Below are 16,704 nucleotides of genomic sequence, written 5' to 3' on the forward strand. Positions count from 1 at the left end.
GTGTCGGTCGGGGGTGAGGCGCGCCACGTGGCTTCCGGGTTGGAAATTGTCCGAATTTGCCTTAGATTCAATGGTGCATGAGGCGTTTTGTGCACCAAATAACAACTACGTGAGCACATGTGCCTTGGATTCGAACTGGAGGTAGTTTCATCCCCGGCGCTGTGCGTGAGTACGTCCTGGCCCACCAGACCGGCATTCTCTGGGCGGCCACCGCGCTGTCCCTCGGCCTGCTCGTCTACATGCTGCTGGTGTTCGGCCGCTTCCTGATCTATTGGGCCGGCACCCGGCACGCCTTCCGGCACAACCGCCCGGCCGATCCCGGCGATCCGACCGCCTTCGCGTGGCACCTGGTCGTCCCCTGCCGCGACGAGGAGGCCGTGGTCGCGCAGACCCTCGCCGGCCTGCGTCGCTCCGCCCCCCACGCGCACCTGTGGATCGTCGACGACCACAGCGACGACCGCACCGCGGAGCTGGTTCTGGCCGCCGCCGAGCACGACGAGCGGGTGCACCTGGTCAACCGCCGGCGCCCGGACGCGCGCATAGGCAAGGGCGCCGCGCTCAACGCCGCCTACCGCGAGATCCGCGCCTGGCTCCCCGCCGACGCCGATCCCGCGCGGATGATCGTCGGCGTGATCGACGCCGACGGCCGGCTCGACCCCGGCGCCCTCGCGATGGTCTGCACCGACAAGGCGATGGGCCGCCCCGACACCGGCGCCGTACAGATCGGCGTACGCATGCGCAACGTCGACGACCCGCGCCCGCTGCCCGAGCGCGGCCGGTTCGCCAACGCCCGGGCCCGGCTCCTGGTCCGCATGCAGGACATCGAGTTCCGCGCCAACAACACCGGCATGCAGCTGCTGCGCCGGCGTACCGGCAGTGTCGGACTGGGCGGCAACGGTCAGTTCGTCCGGCTCAGTGCCCTCGACTCGCTCGCGGGCGACGACGGTCGGCCATGGCCCGAGCGCGCGTTGCTGGAGGACTACGAATCCGGCCTCGAACTGCGCCTGGCGGGCTGGCGGCTCACCCACGTCGCCGAGGCGCAGGTCTCCCAGGAGGGCCTGCCCTCCTCCCGCCGCTTCCTGGCCCAGCGCACCCGCTGGGCCCAGGGCAACCTCCAGTGCCTGCGCTACACGCGGCGGGTGCTGGCGTCCCCCCACTACCGCTGGTCGGGCAAGGCCGAGGTGCTCTACACCTTCCTCCAGCCGCTGGTGTGCGTCCTGCTGGTGCTGCTCACGCCACTGTCCCTGGCGATCACCGGGGTCGGGTTGATCGTGTTCCCCGACGAGACGGCCGACTTCCAGTTCCGCTTCGGGCCGGTGATGGCCGCCGCGTTCGTACTCGCCGCGGTGCCGATGGTGGCGTGGGGTCTGGCCTATCGCAAACGGGTGCACGCCGACCGCGGATGGCTCACCGGACTCGGTTGGGGCGTCCTGATGTGGCTGTACACCTACCACCTGTTCGTGGTCGCCTGCCGGGCCGCCTTCCGGCTCGCGCGCGGCCGCAACGGTTGGGCGAAGACCCGGCGCAACGCCGAGATCGAGCTCGCGGGCGTACCCACCGCGCTCGAAGCCTGACCCCGATTCTTTGCCACCGCCCGCCCCCCGGCTCGGAGATCCGTACGTGAACGTGCCCCACCTGCCCGCCGCCAGTGTCGCCGTCGTCCTCGGCACCCGCCCCGAACTGGTCAAGCTCGCCCCGCTGATCCACGAACTCGGCCCCGCCGCCCGGCTGGTGCACACCGGCCAGCACTGGGACGAGGCGATGTCCGGGCGGTTCCTGCGCGATCTGGACCTGCCCCGCCCCGAACTGCTGACCGGTGTCGGCGGGCGTCCGCGCGCCGGGCAGATCGCCCACTCGCTCGACCAGCTCGACGACGCCTTCGCCGAGCGGCGGCCGGTCGCGGTGATCGTCCAGGGCGACACCAACGCCACCCTCGCCGGCGCGCTGGCGGCCAACGCCCGCGACATCCCGCTCGTCCACGTCGAGGCCGGGCTGCGCAGCTTCGACCGGGCGATGCCCGAGGAGCACAACCGGGTCATGGTCGACCACGTCGCCGACGTCCTGTGCGCCGCCACCGCCACCAACGCGGCCAACCTGCGCGCCGAGTCGGTAGACGAGAGCCGCATCGAGGTCACCGGCAACACCGTGGTCGAGGTGGTCCGGCGCCGACTCCCCGACCGGACCGCGCGGGCCGCGCTGCTCGCCGGGTACGGTCTGCGGCCCGACGGCTACGTCCTGGCCACCGTGCACCGCCCCGAGAACACCGACACCGCCGAGGCGCTGCGGGCCGTGCTGACCGAGTTGGACGCCATCGCCCGGGCCGGCACGCCGGTGCTGTTCCCGATGCACCCGCGCACCCGCGCCGCCGTCGACCGGTTCGGCCTGGCCGCGCTGCTCGGGCGGATCACCGCCGTCGAGCCGGTGGGCTACGGCGAGTTCCTGGCCCTGGCCCGGCATGCCGCGCTGCTGGTCTCCGACTCGGGCGGCATCCAGGAGGAGTGCACGGTGCTTGGCCGGCCGCTGCTGGTGGTGCGTCGCTCGACCGAGCGTCCGGAGGCGATCGACGCGGGCTTCGCCGCGCTGGTCCGGCCGGGCCCGGAGTTGGGCGACACGGCGCGGTCGTGGCTGGCCGACTCCGGGGAGCGGCTGGCTCGGTTGGCCGAGACGGCCAGTCCGTATGGGGACGGGCTCGCGTCGGCGCGCATCGCTCATCTGACCGGGCGGCTGGCGGGGGTGGCGGCGCCGATGGCGGCCTGAGGCACCCGTCTGGGGAGTGTGCGACGGCCGACGCCGGTCGCCGGGGCTTCCGGCGACGGGCGTCGGCCTGGTCGTGTGGGGCGGGGTCGGGTCAGCCGAAGAGGCCGCCGGTGTCGGCGGCGCGACGGCCGGGCACCAGGGGCGCCTGTCCGACCGGGACGGCGGGCCATGGTCGGGGGCGGGCGATCGGGCGCCGCAGGTAGTACGCCGCACAGGCCGAGGTGAGCAGACCCGCGCCGAGCACGATCAGGCCCTGCGGGTCGAGCCATCCGAGCGAGCCGCCACCCGCGAGGTCGACGAGGCGCGGCAACAGGAACGTGCCGACCGTCGCCGCGCCCGCGCCGAGTGCGACCCGGAACGCCACCACGCCGGCGCCGACGACCATCACGCCGGCCAGGAACAGGCAGGCCATGCCGAGCAGGGCCAACCAGGTGGCGGCGTAGGGCGGTCGGCGCAGGCTGTCCGGGATCAGGCTCGCCAACGCCAGGCCCGAGACGGCCAGCCCGGCGGCCGTCGGCCACCGCAGCGCCGCACCGGCCGCCTCCCGCGCCCCGCCGCCGCGCCCGGGGCCGGAGGCCCCCGACGCGACCCGCGCCCGCCGCGCACCCCGTGCGTCGGGGCGGCGATCGGAGGCGGGCCGCGGGCCCTGTGCGGCATGGACCGGATCGTTCAACAGCTCGGCCAACAGCACCAGATCGCTGATCGGCCGCTTGATCGCCACCTCGCGCAGGGCGTTGTCGGCGTTCACGTCCGAGCAGTCCTTGAGGATCGCCAGGACGCGGGCCACGTCCGGAATCGGCCGGTTCACCACCGCCAACCGCAGGAGTTCGTCGGCCGGACCGCCATCTCTCGTCGCCGGCACGGTCGAGGAGGCGGCGGCGGGATCGGGGATCGGGGACGAGGGAGGATCGAGGTGGGTACGGGGCGACGCCACCGCATGCGGGTTGGACGGGATTGCCATGACGCGTTCTCCAAGTCGACGGGTGGGACCGTGCCGACACGCGTTCCGTCGAACGCGTCCTCCGTGTCGGACGCCCGCGTGTACCCGGGTCGACACCCATTCAGTCGACCGCCGACCGGCCCACCGGCCCCGGCCACCCGCCCCGAACCCACCCCGCCGGCACGCGCTTTCCCACGAAACCACCGGTCACCGCACCAGGAGGCCCCCACCACGGAAGCGGGCCCGCCTCCACCCGCCCCGAAAGCACGGCACCCAAACGAGTGACCGTCACACCCGAAACAACACCCCGGACCCCCAAAGCCCGTTCGCGACGGAACCCGTCAACATCCCGGCGCCACGCCGGCATTCACCCGGGTGCGGCCGGCCGTCTCGGCATGAGCGGAGACCACCGAGGCGCGGGTAATGGGGTCCGCGGGCGGAGGGGGTGCGGCCGGCGTCGTGGGCTCGGGCAGCAGGCCGGGGGGGGCGAATTGTCCCCGGGTAACGGGAAACCCGGGCGACGCGGGGCCGGGCGCGACGAGGCGGGGCGCGCGGCGGGCGTGGTGGCGGGCCCGGAGGGACTGGATGGGCCGGCGGGTGGCGCGGGGCCGGATCCGCCGGCCGGAAGGTCGGGAGCGCGGCGGGCGGGTCAGACCCGGCTGGGTACGCGGGAGCGGTCGACCTGGCGGATCGCGTCGTCGACGGTCGACTGCGCGGTGTCCAGCCACGCGTGGGTGATGTCGAAGCTCTCCCCCACCTCGGCCGGCCACCGATGCAGGCGCGGTTCCTCGCCGGCCTCGGCGGGGCGCGCGTGCAGCAGCGCGTGGCTCAGTCGGGCCACCGCCGCGAGTTCCTCGCCCGCCACCCGCAACCACTCGCGCACTGCGGGGTCGGTGACGTGGCCGATGTTGCCCGGATCCTGGAGCGCCTTGCCGATCGCCCCGGCCGAACGTCCGGTCAACTTGCGCGCCCGCAGGCCGGGCGGCAGGCCGGTCAGGCGGGACAGTTCGGAGAGCACAAGCCCCTCGACGAGCGTCACGGAATAGGTCAGTCGGCCGATCTTCAACAGGTAATCGTCATCTGGAAGCACCCCGTCATTCTCCGTTACCCACCCCGCCCGGAGTCACTTTCCCACCCCGCGTGTCTCGGCCCGAAACGGCCGCGCGTTCCGCGACCGGGGTGATGGGGGTCGGGAGGCGAGCTGTATGGTTTCTACATCGTTGTAGAAGTTTTGGTCACGGAAGTCGCGGAAGTCGCGGAACTCGCGGAAGGAGGCTCGGGCGCGGTGGGTAGGGCTCAGCGAGGTGCCATGTGGCGGCAGATCGTTCGCGTCGCGGTCGAGCGGGAGTTTTGTGGGCCGTGGCTGCTCGACGAGGTGCGGCGGCAGGGGTTCGAGGTCGCCGCCGAGCGGTTGTACGCGATGCTGCGCCGCATGGAGGGCGACGGCACGCTCGTGTCCGAGCACCGGACGGTCGACGGGCAACGGCGCCGGATGTACCGCGCCTCCGCGGCCACCCGCGAGCGCGTGGCGCACGAGTAGCGCGCGGTCGGCGGGGCCGCCGGTTTTGGGCCGAGCGCGTGTCGTGGAGACACGCGCTACAACGGCGTCGCCGCGATCAGGAGCAGGACCAGGGCGACCGCGGCGTTGAGCGAGGCCAGTACGGACACCGTGGTTCCCGTCGCGGCGACCAGGGCCGCGACGCCGGCGCGGGAGCGGGGCGTGGGCCACGCGGTCGGCGGCGGTGGACCGAGCAGGGCGGCGACCCGACGCGGCACCGGGCCGGGCGCGGCGAACGCGGGTGCGGCAAACGGCGGGCGGCCCTTGGCGGCCAGCGCCGCCTTGCCCACCGCGCGGGCTATCGTGCGCCGGTCGCCGAGGGCTTCGGCGGCGTCCTCGTCGGCCCAGCGTTCGACCGTGTAGGCGACGGTGGTGTGGATCGGGCGCAGCAGCGGATGGGCGCAGGCCGCGAGTCGGGTGGCGGCGAGCGCGAGGTGGTGTCGGCCCCTCAGGTGGGCCCGCTCGTGGGCGATCAGCGCGCGGCGCTCCTCGTCGTCGAGCGGGAGCAGCATGCCGGTGGAGACCACGATGCGGTCGGGCGGTCCGCGCAGGGCGTAGGCGTAGGGCGTCGGGTCGGGCAGCACGGTCAGTTCGCCGCCGGCGGGCGCTCCCGCGACGGCGTTCAGCGCCAGGCGGTGCTCGACCCGGTCGCGCCGGTGGGTGACGGCGACGGCGATCAGGATGGCCAGGAAGGTGGGGATGGCCAGGATCCCGAACAGGCTGACGTGCGGGATGGCGTCGCGTACCTCCGTGTCCGACCAGCCGTCGGGCAGCGGATTGCCGGGCAGTTGGGCCGTGCCGACCACGACCAGCAGTGCCAGGCACAGGGTGCTGCACACGGACAGGACCACCGAGACGACGGTGAGCAGCCGGGTGGCGGTGCGCGGGTGCAGGTGGTCGCCGGCCAGACGGGCCACCGGGAAGGCGGTGAGCGGCAGCAGCAGTGGCAGGTAGAGCGCGAGCGGCATGCTCACCCCCGGCTCTCGGCCGGTCCGGCGGCGCCGAGCAGGGCGCGCAGGATCGACTCGTCGGCGGCCGAGAGTTCGGAGACGAAGCTGGCCAGCACCGCCTGGCGGTCGGCCTCGTGGTCGAGGAGCGCGCGCATCCGGCGGGCCACGATGCCGGCCTCGTCGGTGACCGGGGTGTAGGCGTACGCCCGTCCGGAGCGGGCCCGGGCGAGCAGTCCCTTGTCGTGCAGGCGGGACAGGATGGTCACCACCGTGGTGTAGGCGAGGTCACCGGCCAGTTCGGCCTGGACCCAGGCCGCGGTCCGCGGTCCACGCGCGACCCACAGCAGCGCCAGCACCTCCGACTCCAGTTCCCCCGGGCCACGCCGCACCCCACGCGCCGACGGTTTGCCGGGATTTGGACGGACCGTCATATCGCCTCCGGGAGTCGTGCTGCGGATTGTGCCGGGGTGGTGGTGAGGTGGTGCCGGGTGGTGGTGATGTGGCGCCGGGGTGGCGAGGTTGGGCCGAGGTGGCGCCGCGCCGCCGTTCCACGTCCGTGCTCCGAGCTTTCTGCGCCTACGTGCTTTCTGCGTCTCTGGGCTTTCTACACCTATGTAGAGTATCGCCGCCGACATCCACGGCACCGGCCGCACCCACTGCGGCCTCGCACCCCCGACGCTACGGGACGCCCCCGGCGCCGCGCCGACCCGAGGTGTCGGCGGGCTGTCGGGCCCACAGGCCGAGGTCCATGTCGAAGGCGATCAGCAGACCTCGCGGGTGAAGGTGAGCGCGCGGGACGGGGCCGGGAGGAGGACGCGGTCCAGGAGGCGGCCGGCGTCGAGGTCCCAGATTCGCGCGGTGTGGTCGTCGGCGCCGGTGGCCGCGACGGATCGGCCGCCGACCGTGCCGCACGCGACGGCGTGCACGCTGTCCGCGTGACCGGTCAGCGGCCGGCCGAGCGGGGTGCCGGCGCGCGGATCCCACACCCGCGCGGTGGCGTCGCCGGCGGCGCCGACCACGACGGGACGGCCGCGCACGGTCGTACAGGCGAGCGCGTGCACCACGCCTGTGTGGCCGGTCATCGGCGCGCCGACGGGCCGACCCTCGGCGGGGTCCCACACCCGAACGGTGCCGTCGGCGGAGCCGCTGACCACGACGGGGCGGCCGTCGAGGACGGTGCAGGCCGGCGCGTGCACGGGTCCGGTGTGGCCGGTCGGGGACGTCCCGATCGGCCGGCCCGTGAGCGGGTCCCACATCCGGATCGTGGCGTCGGCGGAGCCGCTGACCACGATCGGCCGGCCGTGCAGCGTGGTGCACGCCAACGCGGTCACCCACCCGGTGTGTCCGGTCAGCGGCTCGCCGAGTCGGGCCCGACCGGTCAGGTCCCAGAGCCGGACCGCGTTGTCGCGGGACCCGGTGGCCGCGATCGGCCGGCCGCGCACGGTGGTGCAGGCGATCGCGTGCACCCACCAGACGGGTTCGGCCAGGGTGGCGTCGATCGGGTCGGGGATGTCGAGGCGGCGGATCCGGATCCGGTCGCCCTGCCCGCCGGTGACCACGACCGGCCGGCCGGCGACCGTGGCACAGGCCGAAGGCGTCGCCGTGCTGTACACGGGAAGGCCGCGACCGGGCAATTCCCCCATCGCCTGCCGGATCCGCCGGGCCGCCACGGAGAAGGCGACGTGCGGGCGCGCCGGGTCGGCATCCAGTCCGGTACGCGCGACCTCGTCGAAAACCCGGCCGAGGACTCGCCCGAACCCCCCGTCGCACACACCCGGCTCCCCCACGCCGGCGGCAATCACCCACACCCGCGCGGACGTTTCCGAACGATCCACCAACGCCCGCAGCGCAGCCGCATCGGCCCACCACAAATCCAGCAGAAAAAGCGTCGGCGCGTCACTCCGTTCCGCATCGGCGATCCACGGCCCGACCGCGACACCGGGCCCGATCCGCCCGTGGTCGGTGACGTAGACCACCCGGGCGGCGGCGATCGTATCCGCCACACCGCTGCCCGACTCCGCACCCCGAACGCCGGTATGGACCTCCGTCGTGCGATACCCGAGCCGGGTGAGCGCCGCGGCAGCCTCCGCCCAAGCCGGCGCGCCCCCTCCGTACCCTCCGCACCCATCCGAACCGACCGCATCCAACCGGCCGATCCCCACCACCACGGCACGCGCGTCAGCCTCCACCGGGACCCGCTCCCCACCCTCGGCACCAGCCGGCATGCCGGCGCGACGCGACCCAGGGGACGACTTCGCGGATCTGCGCACGGGCGAGGGCGGTCGGTAAATCCTCCCGAAAGAAGGAGGCGGGCACGCCCTCCACGAGAACCTGTTTTCGCCATATCCTTGACGTCGTCAAAAACCCTTGCCTATCGTTCCCGTGCCGACGCGGGTCGCGCGGACGACGAGGCACGAGGGGATCACCATGGCGGGCGGCACGATCGACGGATTCCAGGTGCACGGACAGGACATCCCCTGGCTGCTCCGGCACTGGGCCGAGCACCGCCCCGAACATCCGGCCCTGGTCTGGGAGCCCGCCGACGGCACCGGCCGCACCTGGACCTACGCCGAACTGCTGCGCGACACCGAACGATTGGCCGCCGGCCTGACCGGACGCGGCATCGGCCGCGGCGCCAAGGTCCTGGTCCACAGCGAGAACTGCCCCGAGATGGTGCTGGCCTGGCTGGCCTGCGCGACCGTCGGCGCGGTGGCGGTGACCACGAACACCCGCGCGACCCCCGCCGAGATCGCCTACTTCGTCGAACGCGCCGGGTGCGTGGCCGCCGTCACCCAACCCCACCTGGCGGCTCCGCTGGCACAGTCCGGCGCCACGTTGGAATGGGTCGCGGTCATCGACGGCACCGCCCCGGACACGGTCCCCTTCGCCGACCTGTACGGCGACGCCGCGACCTGGACCGGACGCCCGATCGAACCGCTGCTCCCGTTCGGGATCATGTTCACCTCCGGCACCACCAGCCGCCCCAAGGCCGTCGTACACACGCATGCCAACGCGATCTGGGCAAGCCGCTCGGGTCCGCGCGGCATCGACCTGGGCCCCGACGACCGTTACCTGATCCACCTGCCCTTTTTCCATGTCAACGCGCAGAGTTGGTCGTTCTTCTCGGTACTCGGCGTGGGTGCGACCGCCGTCCTGACGCCCAAGTGGTCGACCAGCCGGTTCTGGGACGTGGTCGGCCGGCACGGGATCACCCACATGTCGCTGATGCCGTTCTGCTTCGGCGTACTCGCCGCCCCGAACCGCCCGGAAACCGCCCTGCGGGTGGGCGTGTTCGGCCAGGTCGCCCCGGCCCTGGACACGATGCTCGGACTGCGCGTGTACGCCGCGTTCGGCATGACCGAGACGGTCACCCACGCGATCACCGGCAAACCCACCGAGTACCTGCCCGCCCGCTCGATGGGCCGCCCCGCACCCGGGTACGCCTGCGCCGTGGTCGACCCCGAAACCGGCCGGGAATGCGCCGAGGGCGAGGTGGGCGAGCTGTGGCTGCGCGGCCAACGCGGCGTGCAGCTGTTCCTGGAGTACCACGGCGATCCAGAGGCCACCGAGGCCGCGTTCGTCGGCGACTGGTTCCGCACCGGCGACATGGTCCTACTCGGCGCCGGCGGCAACGTGTTCTACCGCGAACGCGACAAGGACCTGCTCAAGGTCGGCGGCGAAAACGTCTCGGCCCGCGAGGTCGAGGACGTCATCGGCGCGATCCCAGGCGTCACCTCGGTCGCCGTGGTCGGCAAACAACACGACTTCCTCAGCGAGGTCGTGGTGGCCTTCGTAATCCGCGCGGCAAACGCCCCGGACGAGAACACCCTGGAAAAAACCATCCTGTCGGCCTGCCGAGAACGCCTGTCCGACTACAAGGTCCCCCGCGCAATCTACTTCGTAGACACCTTCCCCCTCGGCACCCTCGACAAGGTCCTCAAAAAGTCCCTACGCGAACTCGCCGACGCCCGCCCGGCGGTCTGAACCGGCGGCCGGCACGAACAGGCCCGAATCCCGCAAGTCCCAGCCAGGCCAAGGCCGTTGGATCACGTCCGGACCGCACCAGATGTGGAGGCGGCTGTTCTTCCGTGGCTCGCCTGACCGTGCGCGCGAGGTCGGACGCGGACGGTTGCCGTGCGTGGGCACATTGGTCAATGTAGGCCCGGCAAACGCGGCTCGATCACCCGACGGGCCCGATGCGCGCAACCCGCCCGCTTGTGTCGTTGCGGGCGGGCATGAGGGATGGGTCCGGACAAGCGACCGCCCCGCCCCTGGCGGATCTGAGGGCGGGGCGGTTGCCGTCTAGTGGGCAGTGGCTGCCAGGAACGCGGACCATGCCTGGGCGCCGGGGGTGATCACGGGCGACTCGGGGATCTTGCTGTCTCGAACACCGACCACATTGGTCAGGTGCGCAACCTCGACGCATTCGCCGCCGGATCCTCCGCTGTGGGAGCTCTTACGCCATATCCCCATCTGCTGCTGCTCGTTCATAGACTCTTGGCAATCCCTTCGATCAATTCGACGCTCTGGTCCTTCCACAACGCCTGAGACCTGATTCGCCCGTAGCGCTGGGCCAGGATGGCGACGTGCTCGGGCTCGCTGATCCACTGGTCACCACCCTGCCCTTCCATGTAGCCGAGATCCTGCCCGTCGCACGTCCTCAGGAGAATCATGGGCCCTTCGAGGCCGCTGTGCTCCTCTGTTCCCTGCGGCATCACCTGGAGCGACAGGTACCGCAACTTGGCACACTCGACGATGTGTTCAAGCTGACGTCGCAATGCCGGCTTACCGCCGAGCGGCCGGCGCAGGACGTGTTCCTCGATCACGAACGACAGTTCGGGGGGATTGCGCCGGGTGAGCAGCGGCTGCCGAGCCAACCGCTTTGCCGTCCACTTGTCCACCTGTGTGTCGTCGTGCGGCGGGACGAACGCGTCGAGCGTGGCCCTGGCGTACTCCTCGGTCTGCAGCAGTCCGGGGAGAACCATGGTGTTGTACGAGCAAAGACTCAGGCAGTCCGCCTCCTTGGCGGCGTACTCGCCGAACAAGCGGGGCGAGATCTTGGGATGTGACCTCAACTTCTCCGCCGCCGCCGACACCACGCCTCTGGCTTTGAGCAGGGTGTCCAGTTCGGCGAACGTCCGAGCGTCCGGGAACCGTGCTCCTCTCTCCCATGACCTGACCGTGGACTCCGAGTTGCCGATGTAGTCGGCGACTTGAAGACGGCTCAAGCCGAGATCTTCGCGCAGAGCTTGCATCTGCGCGCCCAGCATCTGGGCCGCGATGTCCCTGTTCTCTGCTGTCACGTGATGTACCTCCCCTGTGCCAGCGGCGTCCCCTCCTGTATCAGGGCCGTCTCACCGCGTATCGGTGCGGTGTCGGCGGCGTGGAGGGATGTTCCGCGTGCGGCCGGACCCCGGATCACGTGTGCACGCACTGTGCCGGGTCGACCACTGGTCACGGTAGCTCTGCGGCATTGATGCTGGAGGCATGACGCCACATCACCCTTCGATCGTGTTCCCTCGGCCGCCCTCGAACCGGCGGAAGTCGTCGCGGGCCGGTACTGCGACGCGGTGTGGATCGGGCGGACGCCGGGACCTCGGCCACGGGGAGATGTCGGCCTTCCTGGTTGCGCCTGAGTAGTAACCGTTCCGTCCCCCGCGACCCCCGACGTGTCGCGAGCGCTGTCCGGCCGACGGCCTGCACCGTCTCGTCGGCCGTCCCTCCTCCCTTTTTGACCTGGCCGGGCACCATGGGTCGCCGGCCGGGTGAGCGATCACCGCCTGGAGCTGCGATGCCGCACGTCCCGAACACGATCGGTGGCGTATCCCCCGCCACCCCCGCGAGGCACACCGACAGGGCTTTAGGCGTCCTGCGGGTCGGGGGGGCGCTGAAGCTCGGCAAGTTGGCCCGGTCCGCCGGACCGCGCAGCCGACCGGCGAGACCACCGCTTTGGTGAGGAACGGCCCGTCGACGGCGAGCGCCCCTCGCGCCGTCGGCTGTCGGGTCTACACGAGGTCGTTGCCGTCCCTGCCGGAATCCGCTCGGGAGGCGCGTCGGTTGGTGACGTCCGCCTTGGCCGGGTGGGGGCTCGTCGACGACGGCCGGGCGGTCGTTGTCGTCACCGAGTTGATGTCGAACGCCCACCGTCACGCCGCTACGCCGACGATCCGCGTCGGCGTGCGGCGGATGGGGCCGCGGGTGGTGCGGGTGTTCGTGGTGGACCGGTCGGACGACATGCCGATGGTCCGGCGTGCGGACACCGGTTCCGTCGACGGGCGGGGTCTGACCCTGGTGGACGCGTTGTCCGAAGGCCGGTGGGGGGTGGAGCCGTTGCCCGTCGGCAAGCGGGTGTGGGCCGAAGTGACCTGTTCCACGGCTGCGAGCCGCGTATCCGCCGGCTCGAATCGCACATCCGCGCCTACCTGGAGCAGCGCGCCACCGCATGACGAAGCACTCCGCCCCGGTCGTGAAGGAATCCACGATGTCCCTTGACCCTGTTGTCCCTTCGGACGTGCCGCCGCGAGGGGGTGAGCCGTGGGCGTGGCTGCTGGACGCGGCACCAGTGGCGCCGCAGGCGCGCGCGGAGTGGGCCCACGCCGGGGACGGGTGGTTCACGCCCGGGAGGGTGTTCTCCGCCGTGACCTTCCCGGCAGGGGCCGTGCACGCCGCCCTCGGGAGTCGGCTGTTGGGCGAGTTCGCGAACCATCTCACGGCGGTGATCGACGGGCCGATGTTCTATCGGCCGAGGACGAACCGGCGCGACGACGACACGTTCACCGCTCTCGTGTCCTGCTCCGTGGGCCGCCGTTGGCGCGTGCCGTTGACGACGGTGGAGCCGGCTCCCCGGCCCATGTTGCTCCCCGCGCCCGATCGGTACACGCCGGAGCGTACGAGCCCGTGGTGGGTCGTCTCCGTGGCGGAAGCGGAACCGGCTCGCTTCTGTTCGCCCCGGGCATTGACCCGGCTCGTCAACGCCGGACGCGGACGATGGGTGAACCGGTGACGGAGACACGGGAGCAGACCTTCCGGCGCCTGGATGACGCGATCAGGGACGTGTCCGGCGGGCAGTTCGAGGTCAGGCCACCGAGCGGGGTGTACCTCCGAGACGTGCTCGTCCACCCGGAGGGCGGTGGCGTGTTCGATACGGAGATGTGCCCCGGCGGGTCGATGGTGTCGATCATCAGGGAATGGACCGAGGAACGGCCCGGGGTCGTGCGCCTGTGGGTGCTGCCGTTCGGTCCGCGTGCCGCCCACCTGACGACGGTCATGTGGGTGGGCACCGACCTCGACGTTCAGGGACGGTACGCCGGGTGGCTCGCGGCGCTCGCGGCGGACGGATGGCACATCCCGGCCCCCGCCGGGAGCCTGTGCGGCTGCGAAAGCGGTGCGCCCGAGATCGAGCAGGCCGACCAGGACGGCGGGCATCAAAGCCGGCGGGGGGTTGACGGCGTAGTTATTGAGTAATAACTTACTTGGCATGGCAGCTCCTACCAGTCGTGTGGCCGGCACTGTTCGGATGAGTGCGGACGAGCGTCGCGTTGCGGTGATTCGTGCCGCCGTGACCGAGTTTGCCAAGGGCGGTCTGAACGGCACCTCCACCTCGGCGATCGCGAAGCGTGTCGGCGTTTCGCAGCCGTACCTGTTCCGTCTGTTCGACGACAAGAAGGCGCTCTTTCTCGCCACCGTGGAGTACGCCTTCGATCGGGTCGAGGAGCGCTTCCGCCGGGCCACCGAAGGCCTCACCGGTTACCCGGCGATGCATGCGATGGCGCACGCCTACCACGACTTCCTCGACACCGACACCGATCTGCTGCGCATCCAGTTGCAGGCCTACGCCGCGGCCGAGGACGCCGAACTGCGGTCCGAGATCCGCGGGTTCTGGAACCGGCTGGACGCGTTCGCCCGGGAGGTCACCGGGGTCGACGGCGAGGAGCTGACCAACTTCTTCGCGCGCGGCATGCTCTGCAACGTCATCGCCTCACTCGACCTGCCCCGCACCCGGTACTTCGACAACGTTCTCTCCGCGGACGGCAAGTTGCTCCACTGCGATCTGTGCGAGGACTCCGAGCGGTTCGGCGAGCTGCCCGCGCCCGAGCCGCCCGCCCCCGAGTCGCCCGCGTCCGCACCGTCCGACTGACCCACCCCCCACCCGACCCGCCCGCACCACGCGCGGGCCCTTCTCCGTCCGCCCCGGCGCCGAAGAGCAGAGCCCTGCCCGCAATAGTTAGTAATCAATAACTAATCCTGAGCGTCAAAGTTAGTCATCGATCACTACATCCGGAACCTCGACCCAAGGGATCCCATGAGCCAGCAGCAGGCGCGACCCGCGACCGGATCGCGCACCGTCCTGTGGACCTTCCTCGCCTCCAGCTTCGCCCTCTTCATGGCCTCGCTCGACAACCTCGTCGTCACCACCGCGCTGCCGTCCATCCGCGAGGACCTCGACGCCGGGATATCCGAGCTCGAATGGACCGTGAACGCCTACACCCTCAGCTTCGCGGTGCTGCTCATGCTGGGCGCCGCGCTGGGCGACCGGTTCGGCCGCCGCCGGATGTTCGCGACCGGCATCGGGATCTTCACCGTCGCCTCCGCGATCGCCGCGATCGCCCCGAACTCCGAGACGCTGATCGTCGCCCGCGCCCTCCAGGGTGCCGGGGCCGCCGCGATCCTCCCGCTCAGTCTCACCATCCTGACCCGCGCCGTCGCCCCCGAGAAACGTCCGATGGCCCTGGGGCTGTGGGGCGGCATCAACGGGCTCGCGGTGGCCCTGGGCCCGCTGGTCGGCGGCGCCGTCGTCGAACACGGCTCCTGGCAGTGGATCTTCTGGCTGAACGTCCCGCTCGGCCTGGTCCTGGTCCCGCTCACGCTGCGCAAGGTGGACGAGAGCCACGGCCCCAACAGCCGCCTCGACCTGGTCGGCACCGTCCTGGTCAGCCTCGGCCTGCTCGGCCTCGTCTTCGGGCTTGTCCGCGGTGAGGGCCACGGCTGGTCCAGCGTCGGCGTCATCGCCCCGATGGCCGTCGGCGCCGCCCTGATCGCCGTCTTCGTCGGCTACGAACGCCGCGCCGCACAGCCCATGCTGCCCATGACGATGTTCCGCAACCGTGCCTTCACCGCCCTGACCTTCTCCGGGCTGCTCATGTTCGCCGGCGTCTTCGGCTCGATCTTCCTGCTCACCCAGTACCTCCAGGGTGTCCAGGGCTACTCGCCGCTCGACGCGGGTCTGCGGATCCTGCCGTGGACGATGATGCCCGTGGTCATCGCCCCGCTCGCCGGCCCGCTGTCCGCCCGGATCGGCGGCCGGCCGCTGGTCGTCGCGGGTCTCGCCCTCAGCGCGGCGGGTCTGGCCTGGTTCGCGCTCACCGCGTCGACCGACGTCACCTACGCGCAGCAGATCCCGGCCCTGATCCTGTGCGGGCTGGGCATGTCGCTGTACTTCATCCCCACCGCGAGCCTGCTGATGTCCGTGGTCCGTACGGACCAGCAGGGCGTCGCCTCCGGCGCCAACAACGCGCTGCGCGAACTCGGCGGCGTCCTCGGCGTGGCGGTGCTCGCCTCGGTCTTCAGCTCCAACGGCGGCTTCGCCTCGCCCCGGAGCTTCGTCGACGGCCTCGTCCCGGCGCTGTGGGTCGGCGTCGCCCTCGCCGGTGTCGGCTCGGTCACCGCCGCGCTGATCCCGCGCGCTCGTGCGCAGGCGGCGACGGAGACCCCGGCCCCGAAGGTCCCGGTCGGCGTCTGACCTCCCGCACCACCGAAACCTCGTGGGCGCGCCCTCTCCGGAGGCCGCGCCCACGAGGTTTCGGCCGGTCGAACACCGCGCGCGGTCAGTGCAGTTGGGCCAGGAACACCTTCGGGCGCAGGGGCTTGCCCGAGGCGTCCAGGACGGTCAGCGGGGTGCCGTCGCGCAGTACGGTCGGGGTGCCGGTCACCCCGGATTCGGCGAAGTCCGCCTGTACCCGGTCCACCCAGGCCCGATGGGTGAACCCGCGCACGACGTGGTCGAAGTCGGCGCCGCGCAGCCCCGGCACCTCGCCGGCGGCGTCCAGCAGGAAGTCGGGGTCGGCGAAGGTGTCCGTCGACTCGTCCGGCTGCCGTTCGTACAGCACGTCCAGGTAGTCCAGGAACGCTCCCTGGCCGACGTCCGCCGCGCCGCGCAGGGCGTTCACCGCCCGATGCGAGCCCTCTCCGCCCAGCCGTCGGTCCAGGAAGGTGGCGAAGTGGTACCGCAGTACGAACCGACCCTCGTCCGCCAGTCGCCGAAACACCGGCCCGAGCCCCACCTCCATGCGTCGGCAGAACGGGCAGCGCGGGTCGGCGTAGAGGTCCAGACAGCGGGCGAGGTCCTGGGGTCCGTAGACGAGGGCCGTGCCGTGCGCGCCGGGGGCGCTGCGGAAGCTCATTGTTCGCCTCTGTCCGGCCGGCCGCGCCGCGACTCCTCCGACCGCCCGTTCGGGGTAACCGGACGGTCGCGCACCGTGTCGGCCGCCTGCGCGGCCGTC

At 71.8% G+C, this 16,704-nt stretch carries 17 protein-coding genes; 9 read left to right on the forward strand and 8 right to left on the reverse strand.

Going from position 1 to position 16,704, the window contains the following annotated elements; translation table 11 throughout:
* Positions 1-161 precede the first annotated feature (161 nt).
* Both ACMXN5_RS36920 and wecB read left to right on the forward strand, forming a co-directional pair.
* Positions 162-1,574, forward strand: coding sequence for a glycosyltransferase family 2 protein (locus ACMXN5_RS36920; protein ID WP_439679256.1), 1,413 nt, complete (start codon positions 162-164; stop codon positions 1,572-1,574).
* Between the two features lie 46 nt (positions 1,575-1,620).
* On the forward strand, positions 1,621-2,757 hold the full coding sequence (gene wecB, locus ACMXN5_RS36925) for a non-hydrolyzing UDP-N-acetylglucosamine 2-epimerase (protein WP_439679257.1): 1,137 nt from the start codon (positions 1,621-1,623) through the stop codon (positions 2,755-2,757).
* 91 nt (positions 2,758-2,848) lie between these two features.
* Here the strand turns inward: wecB and ACMXN5_RS36930 are convergent, their stop codons facing one another.
* On the reverse strand, positions 2,849-3,718 hold the full coding sequence (locus tag ACMXN5_RS36930; RefSeq protein ID WP_439679258.1) for a hypothetical protein: 870 nt from the start codon (positions 3,716-3,718) through the stop codon (positions 2,849-2,851).
* A 628-nt stretch (positions 3,719-4,346) separates the two neighbouring features.
* On the reverse strand, positions 4,347-4,787 hold the full coding sequence (locus ACMXN5_RS36935; RefSeq protein WP_439679260.1) for a hypothetical protein: 441 nt from the start codon (positions 4,785-4,787) through the stop codon (positions 4,347-4,349).
* A 219-nt stretch (positions 4,788-5,006) separates the two neighbouring features.
* On the opposite strand from ACMXN5_RS36935, the gene ACMXN5_RS36940 reads away from it, so the two are divergent.
* Positions 5,007-5,237 (forward strand): helix-turn-helix transcriptional regulator, encoded by a 231-nt coding sequence (locus ACMXN5_RS36940; protein ID WP_439679261.1) that lies wholly within the window; start codon positions 5,007-5,009, stop codon positions 5,235-5,237.
* A 56-nt stretch (positions 5,238-5,293) separates the two neighbouring features.
* On the opposite strand, the gene ACMXN5_RS36945 is transcribed toward ACMXN5_RS36940, so the two are convergent.
* From ACMXN5_RS36945 to ACMXN5_RS36955, 3 genes are all read right to left on the reverse strand, one after another.
* Complete coding sequence (locus tag ACMXN5_RS36945; RefSeq protein ID WP_439681355.1) at positions 5,294-6,223, reverse strand: M56 family metallopeptidase; 930 nt, start codon at positions 6,221-6,223, stop codon at positions 5,294-5,296.
* 2 nt (positions 6,224-6,225) lie between these two features.
* Positions 6,226-6,636: a BlaI/MecI/CopY family transcriptional regulator gene (locus tag ACMXN5_RS36950; protein ID WP_380026928.1), complete on the reverse strand. Its 411-nt coding sequence runs from the start codon at positions 6,634-6,636 to the stop codon at positions 6,226-6,228.
* Between the two features lie 330 nt (positions 6,637-6,966).
* The gene (locus tag ACMXN5_RS36955) at positions 6,967-8,208 is read right to left on the reverse strand and encodes a WD40 repeat domain-containing protein (protein WP_439679262.1); all 1,242 of its coding nucleotides are present in this window, start codon (positions 8,206-8,208) and stop codon (positions 6,967-6,969) included.
* 424 nt (positions 8,209-8,632) lie between these two features.
* Here ACMXN5_RS36955 and ACMXN5_RS36960 point away from each other — a divergent pair, with 424 nt between their 5' ends.
* Positions 8,633-10,189 carry a class I adenylate-forming enzyme family protein gene (locus ACMXN5_RS36960; protein ID WP_439679264.1) on the forward strand — a complete coding sequence of 519 codons (1,557 nt, stop codon included), beginning with the start codon at positions 8,633-8,635 and terminating at the stop codon, positions 10,187-10,189.
* 318 nt (positions 10,190-10,507) lie between these two features.
* Here the strand turns inward: ACMXN5_RS36960 and ACMXN5_RS36965 are convergent, their stop codons facing one another.
* Together ACMXN5_RS36965 and ACMXN5_RS36970 are read right to left on the reverse strand one after the other, a co-directional pair.
* Positions 10,508-10,696, reverse strand: a complete 189-nt coding sequence (locus ACMXN5_RS36965) for a DUF397 domain-containing protein (RefSeq protein WP_439679266.1) — start codon at positions 10,694-10,696, stop codon at positions 10,508-10,510.
* Positions 10,693-11,508, reverse strand: coding sequence for a helix-turn-helix domain-containing protein (locus tag ACMXN5_RS36970; protein WP_439679268.1), 816 nt, complete (start codon positions 11,506-11,508; stop codon positions 10,693-10,695). The genes ACMXN5_RS36965 and ACMXN5_RS36970 overlap by 4 nt, the downstream gene beginning before the upstream one ends.
* Positions 11,509-12,157: 649 nt before the next feature.
* Here ACMXN5_RS36970 and ACMXN5_RS36975 point away from each other — a divergent pair.
* From ACMXN5_RS36975 to ACMXN5_RS36995, 5 genes are all read left to right on the forward strand, one after another.
* On the forward strand, positions 12,158-12,697 hold the full coding sequence (locus ACMXN5_RS36975; protein ID WP_439679270.1) for an ATP-binding protein: 540 nt from the start codon (positions 12,158-12,160) through the stop codon (positions 12,695-12,697).
* Positions 12,687-13,208, forward strand: a complete 522-nt coding sequence (locus ACMXN5_RS36980; RefSeq protein WP_439679271.1) for a hypothetical protein — start codon at positions 12,687-12,689, stop codon at positions 13,206-13,208. Before ACMXN5_RS36975 ends, ACMXN5_RS36980 begins: the two co-directional genes overlap by 11 nt.
* Complete coding sequence (locus ACMXN5_RS36985) at positions 13,205-13,669, forward strand: hypothetical protein (protein ID WP_439679272.1); 465 nt, start codon at positions 13,205-13,207, stop codon at positions 13,667-13,669. The genes ACMXN5_RS36980 and ACMXN5_RS36985 overlap by 4 nt, the downstream gene beginning before the upstream one ends.
* A 94-nt stretch (positions 13,670-13,763) precedes the next feature.
* The gene (locus ACMXN5_RS36990; protein ID WP_439679273.1) at positions 13,764-14,342 is read left to right on the forward strand and encodes a TetR/AcrR family transcriptional regulator; all 579 of its coding nucleotides are present in this window, start codon (positions 13,764-13,766) and stop codon (positions 14,340-14,342) included.
* Positions 14,343-14,507: 165 nt separating this feature from the next.
* Positions 14,508-15,944, forward strand: a complete 1,437-nt coding sequence (locus ACMXN5_RS36995) for an MFS transporter (protein ID WP_439679274.1) — start codon at positions 14,508-14,510, stop codon at positions 15,942-15,944.
* 85 nt (positions 15,945-16,029) lie between these two features.
* On the opposite strand, the gene ACMXN5_RS37000 is transcribed toward ACMXN5_RS36995, so the two are convergent.
* Complete coding sequence (locus ACMXN5_RS37000) at positions 16,030-16,605, reverse strand: DsbA family protein (protein ID WP_395797342.1); 576 nt, start codon at positions 16,603-16,605, stop codon at positions 16,030-16,032.
* Between the last annotated feature and the right edge of the window lie 99 nt (positions 16,606-16,704).

Source organism: Embleya australiensis (assembly GCF_051903075.1).
In the GTDB taxonomy this organism is placed as follows: Bacteria; Actinomycetota; Actinomycetes; order Streptomycetales; family Streptomycetaceae; genus Embleya.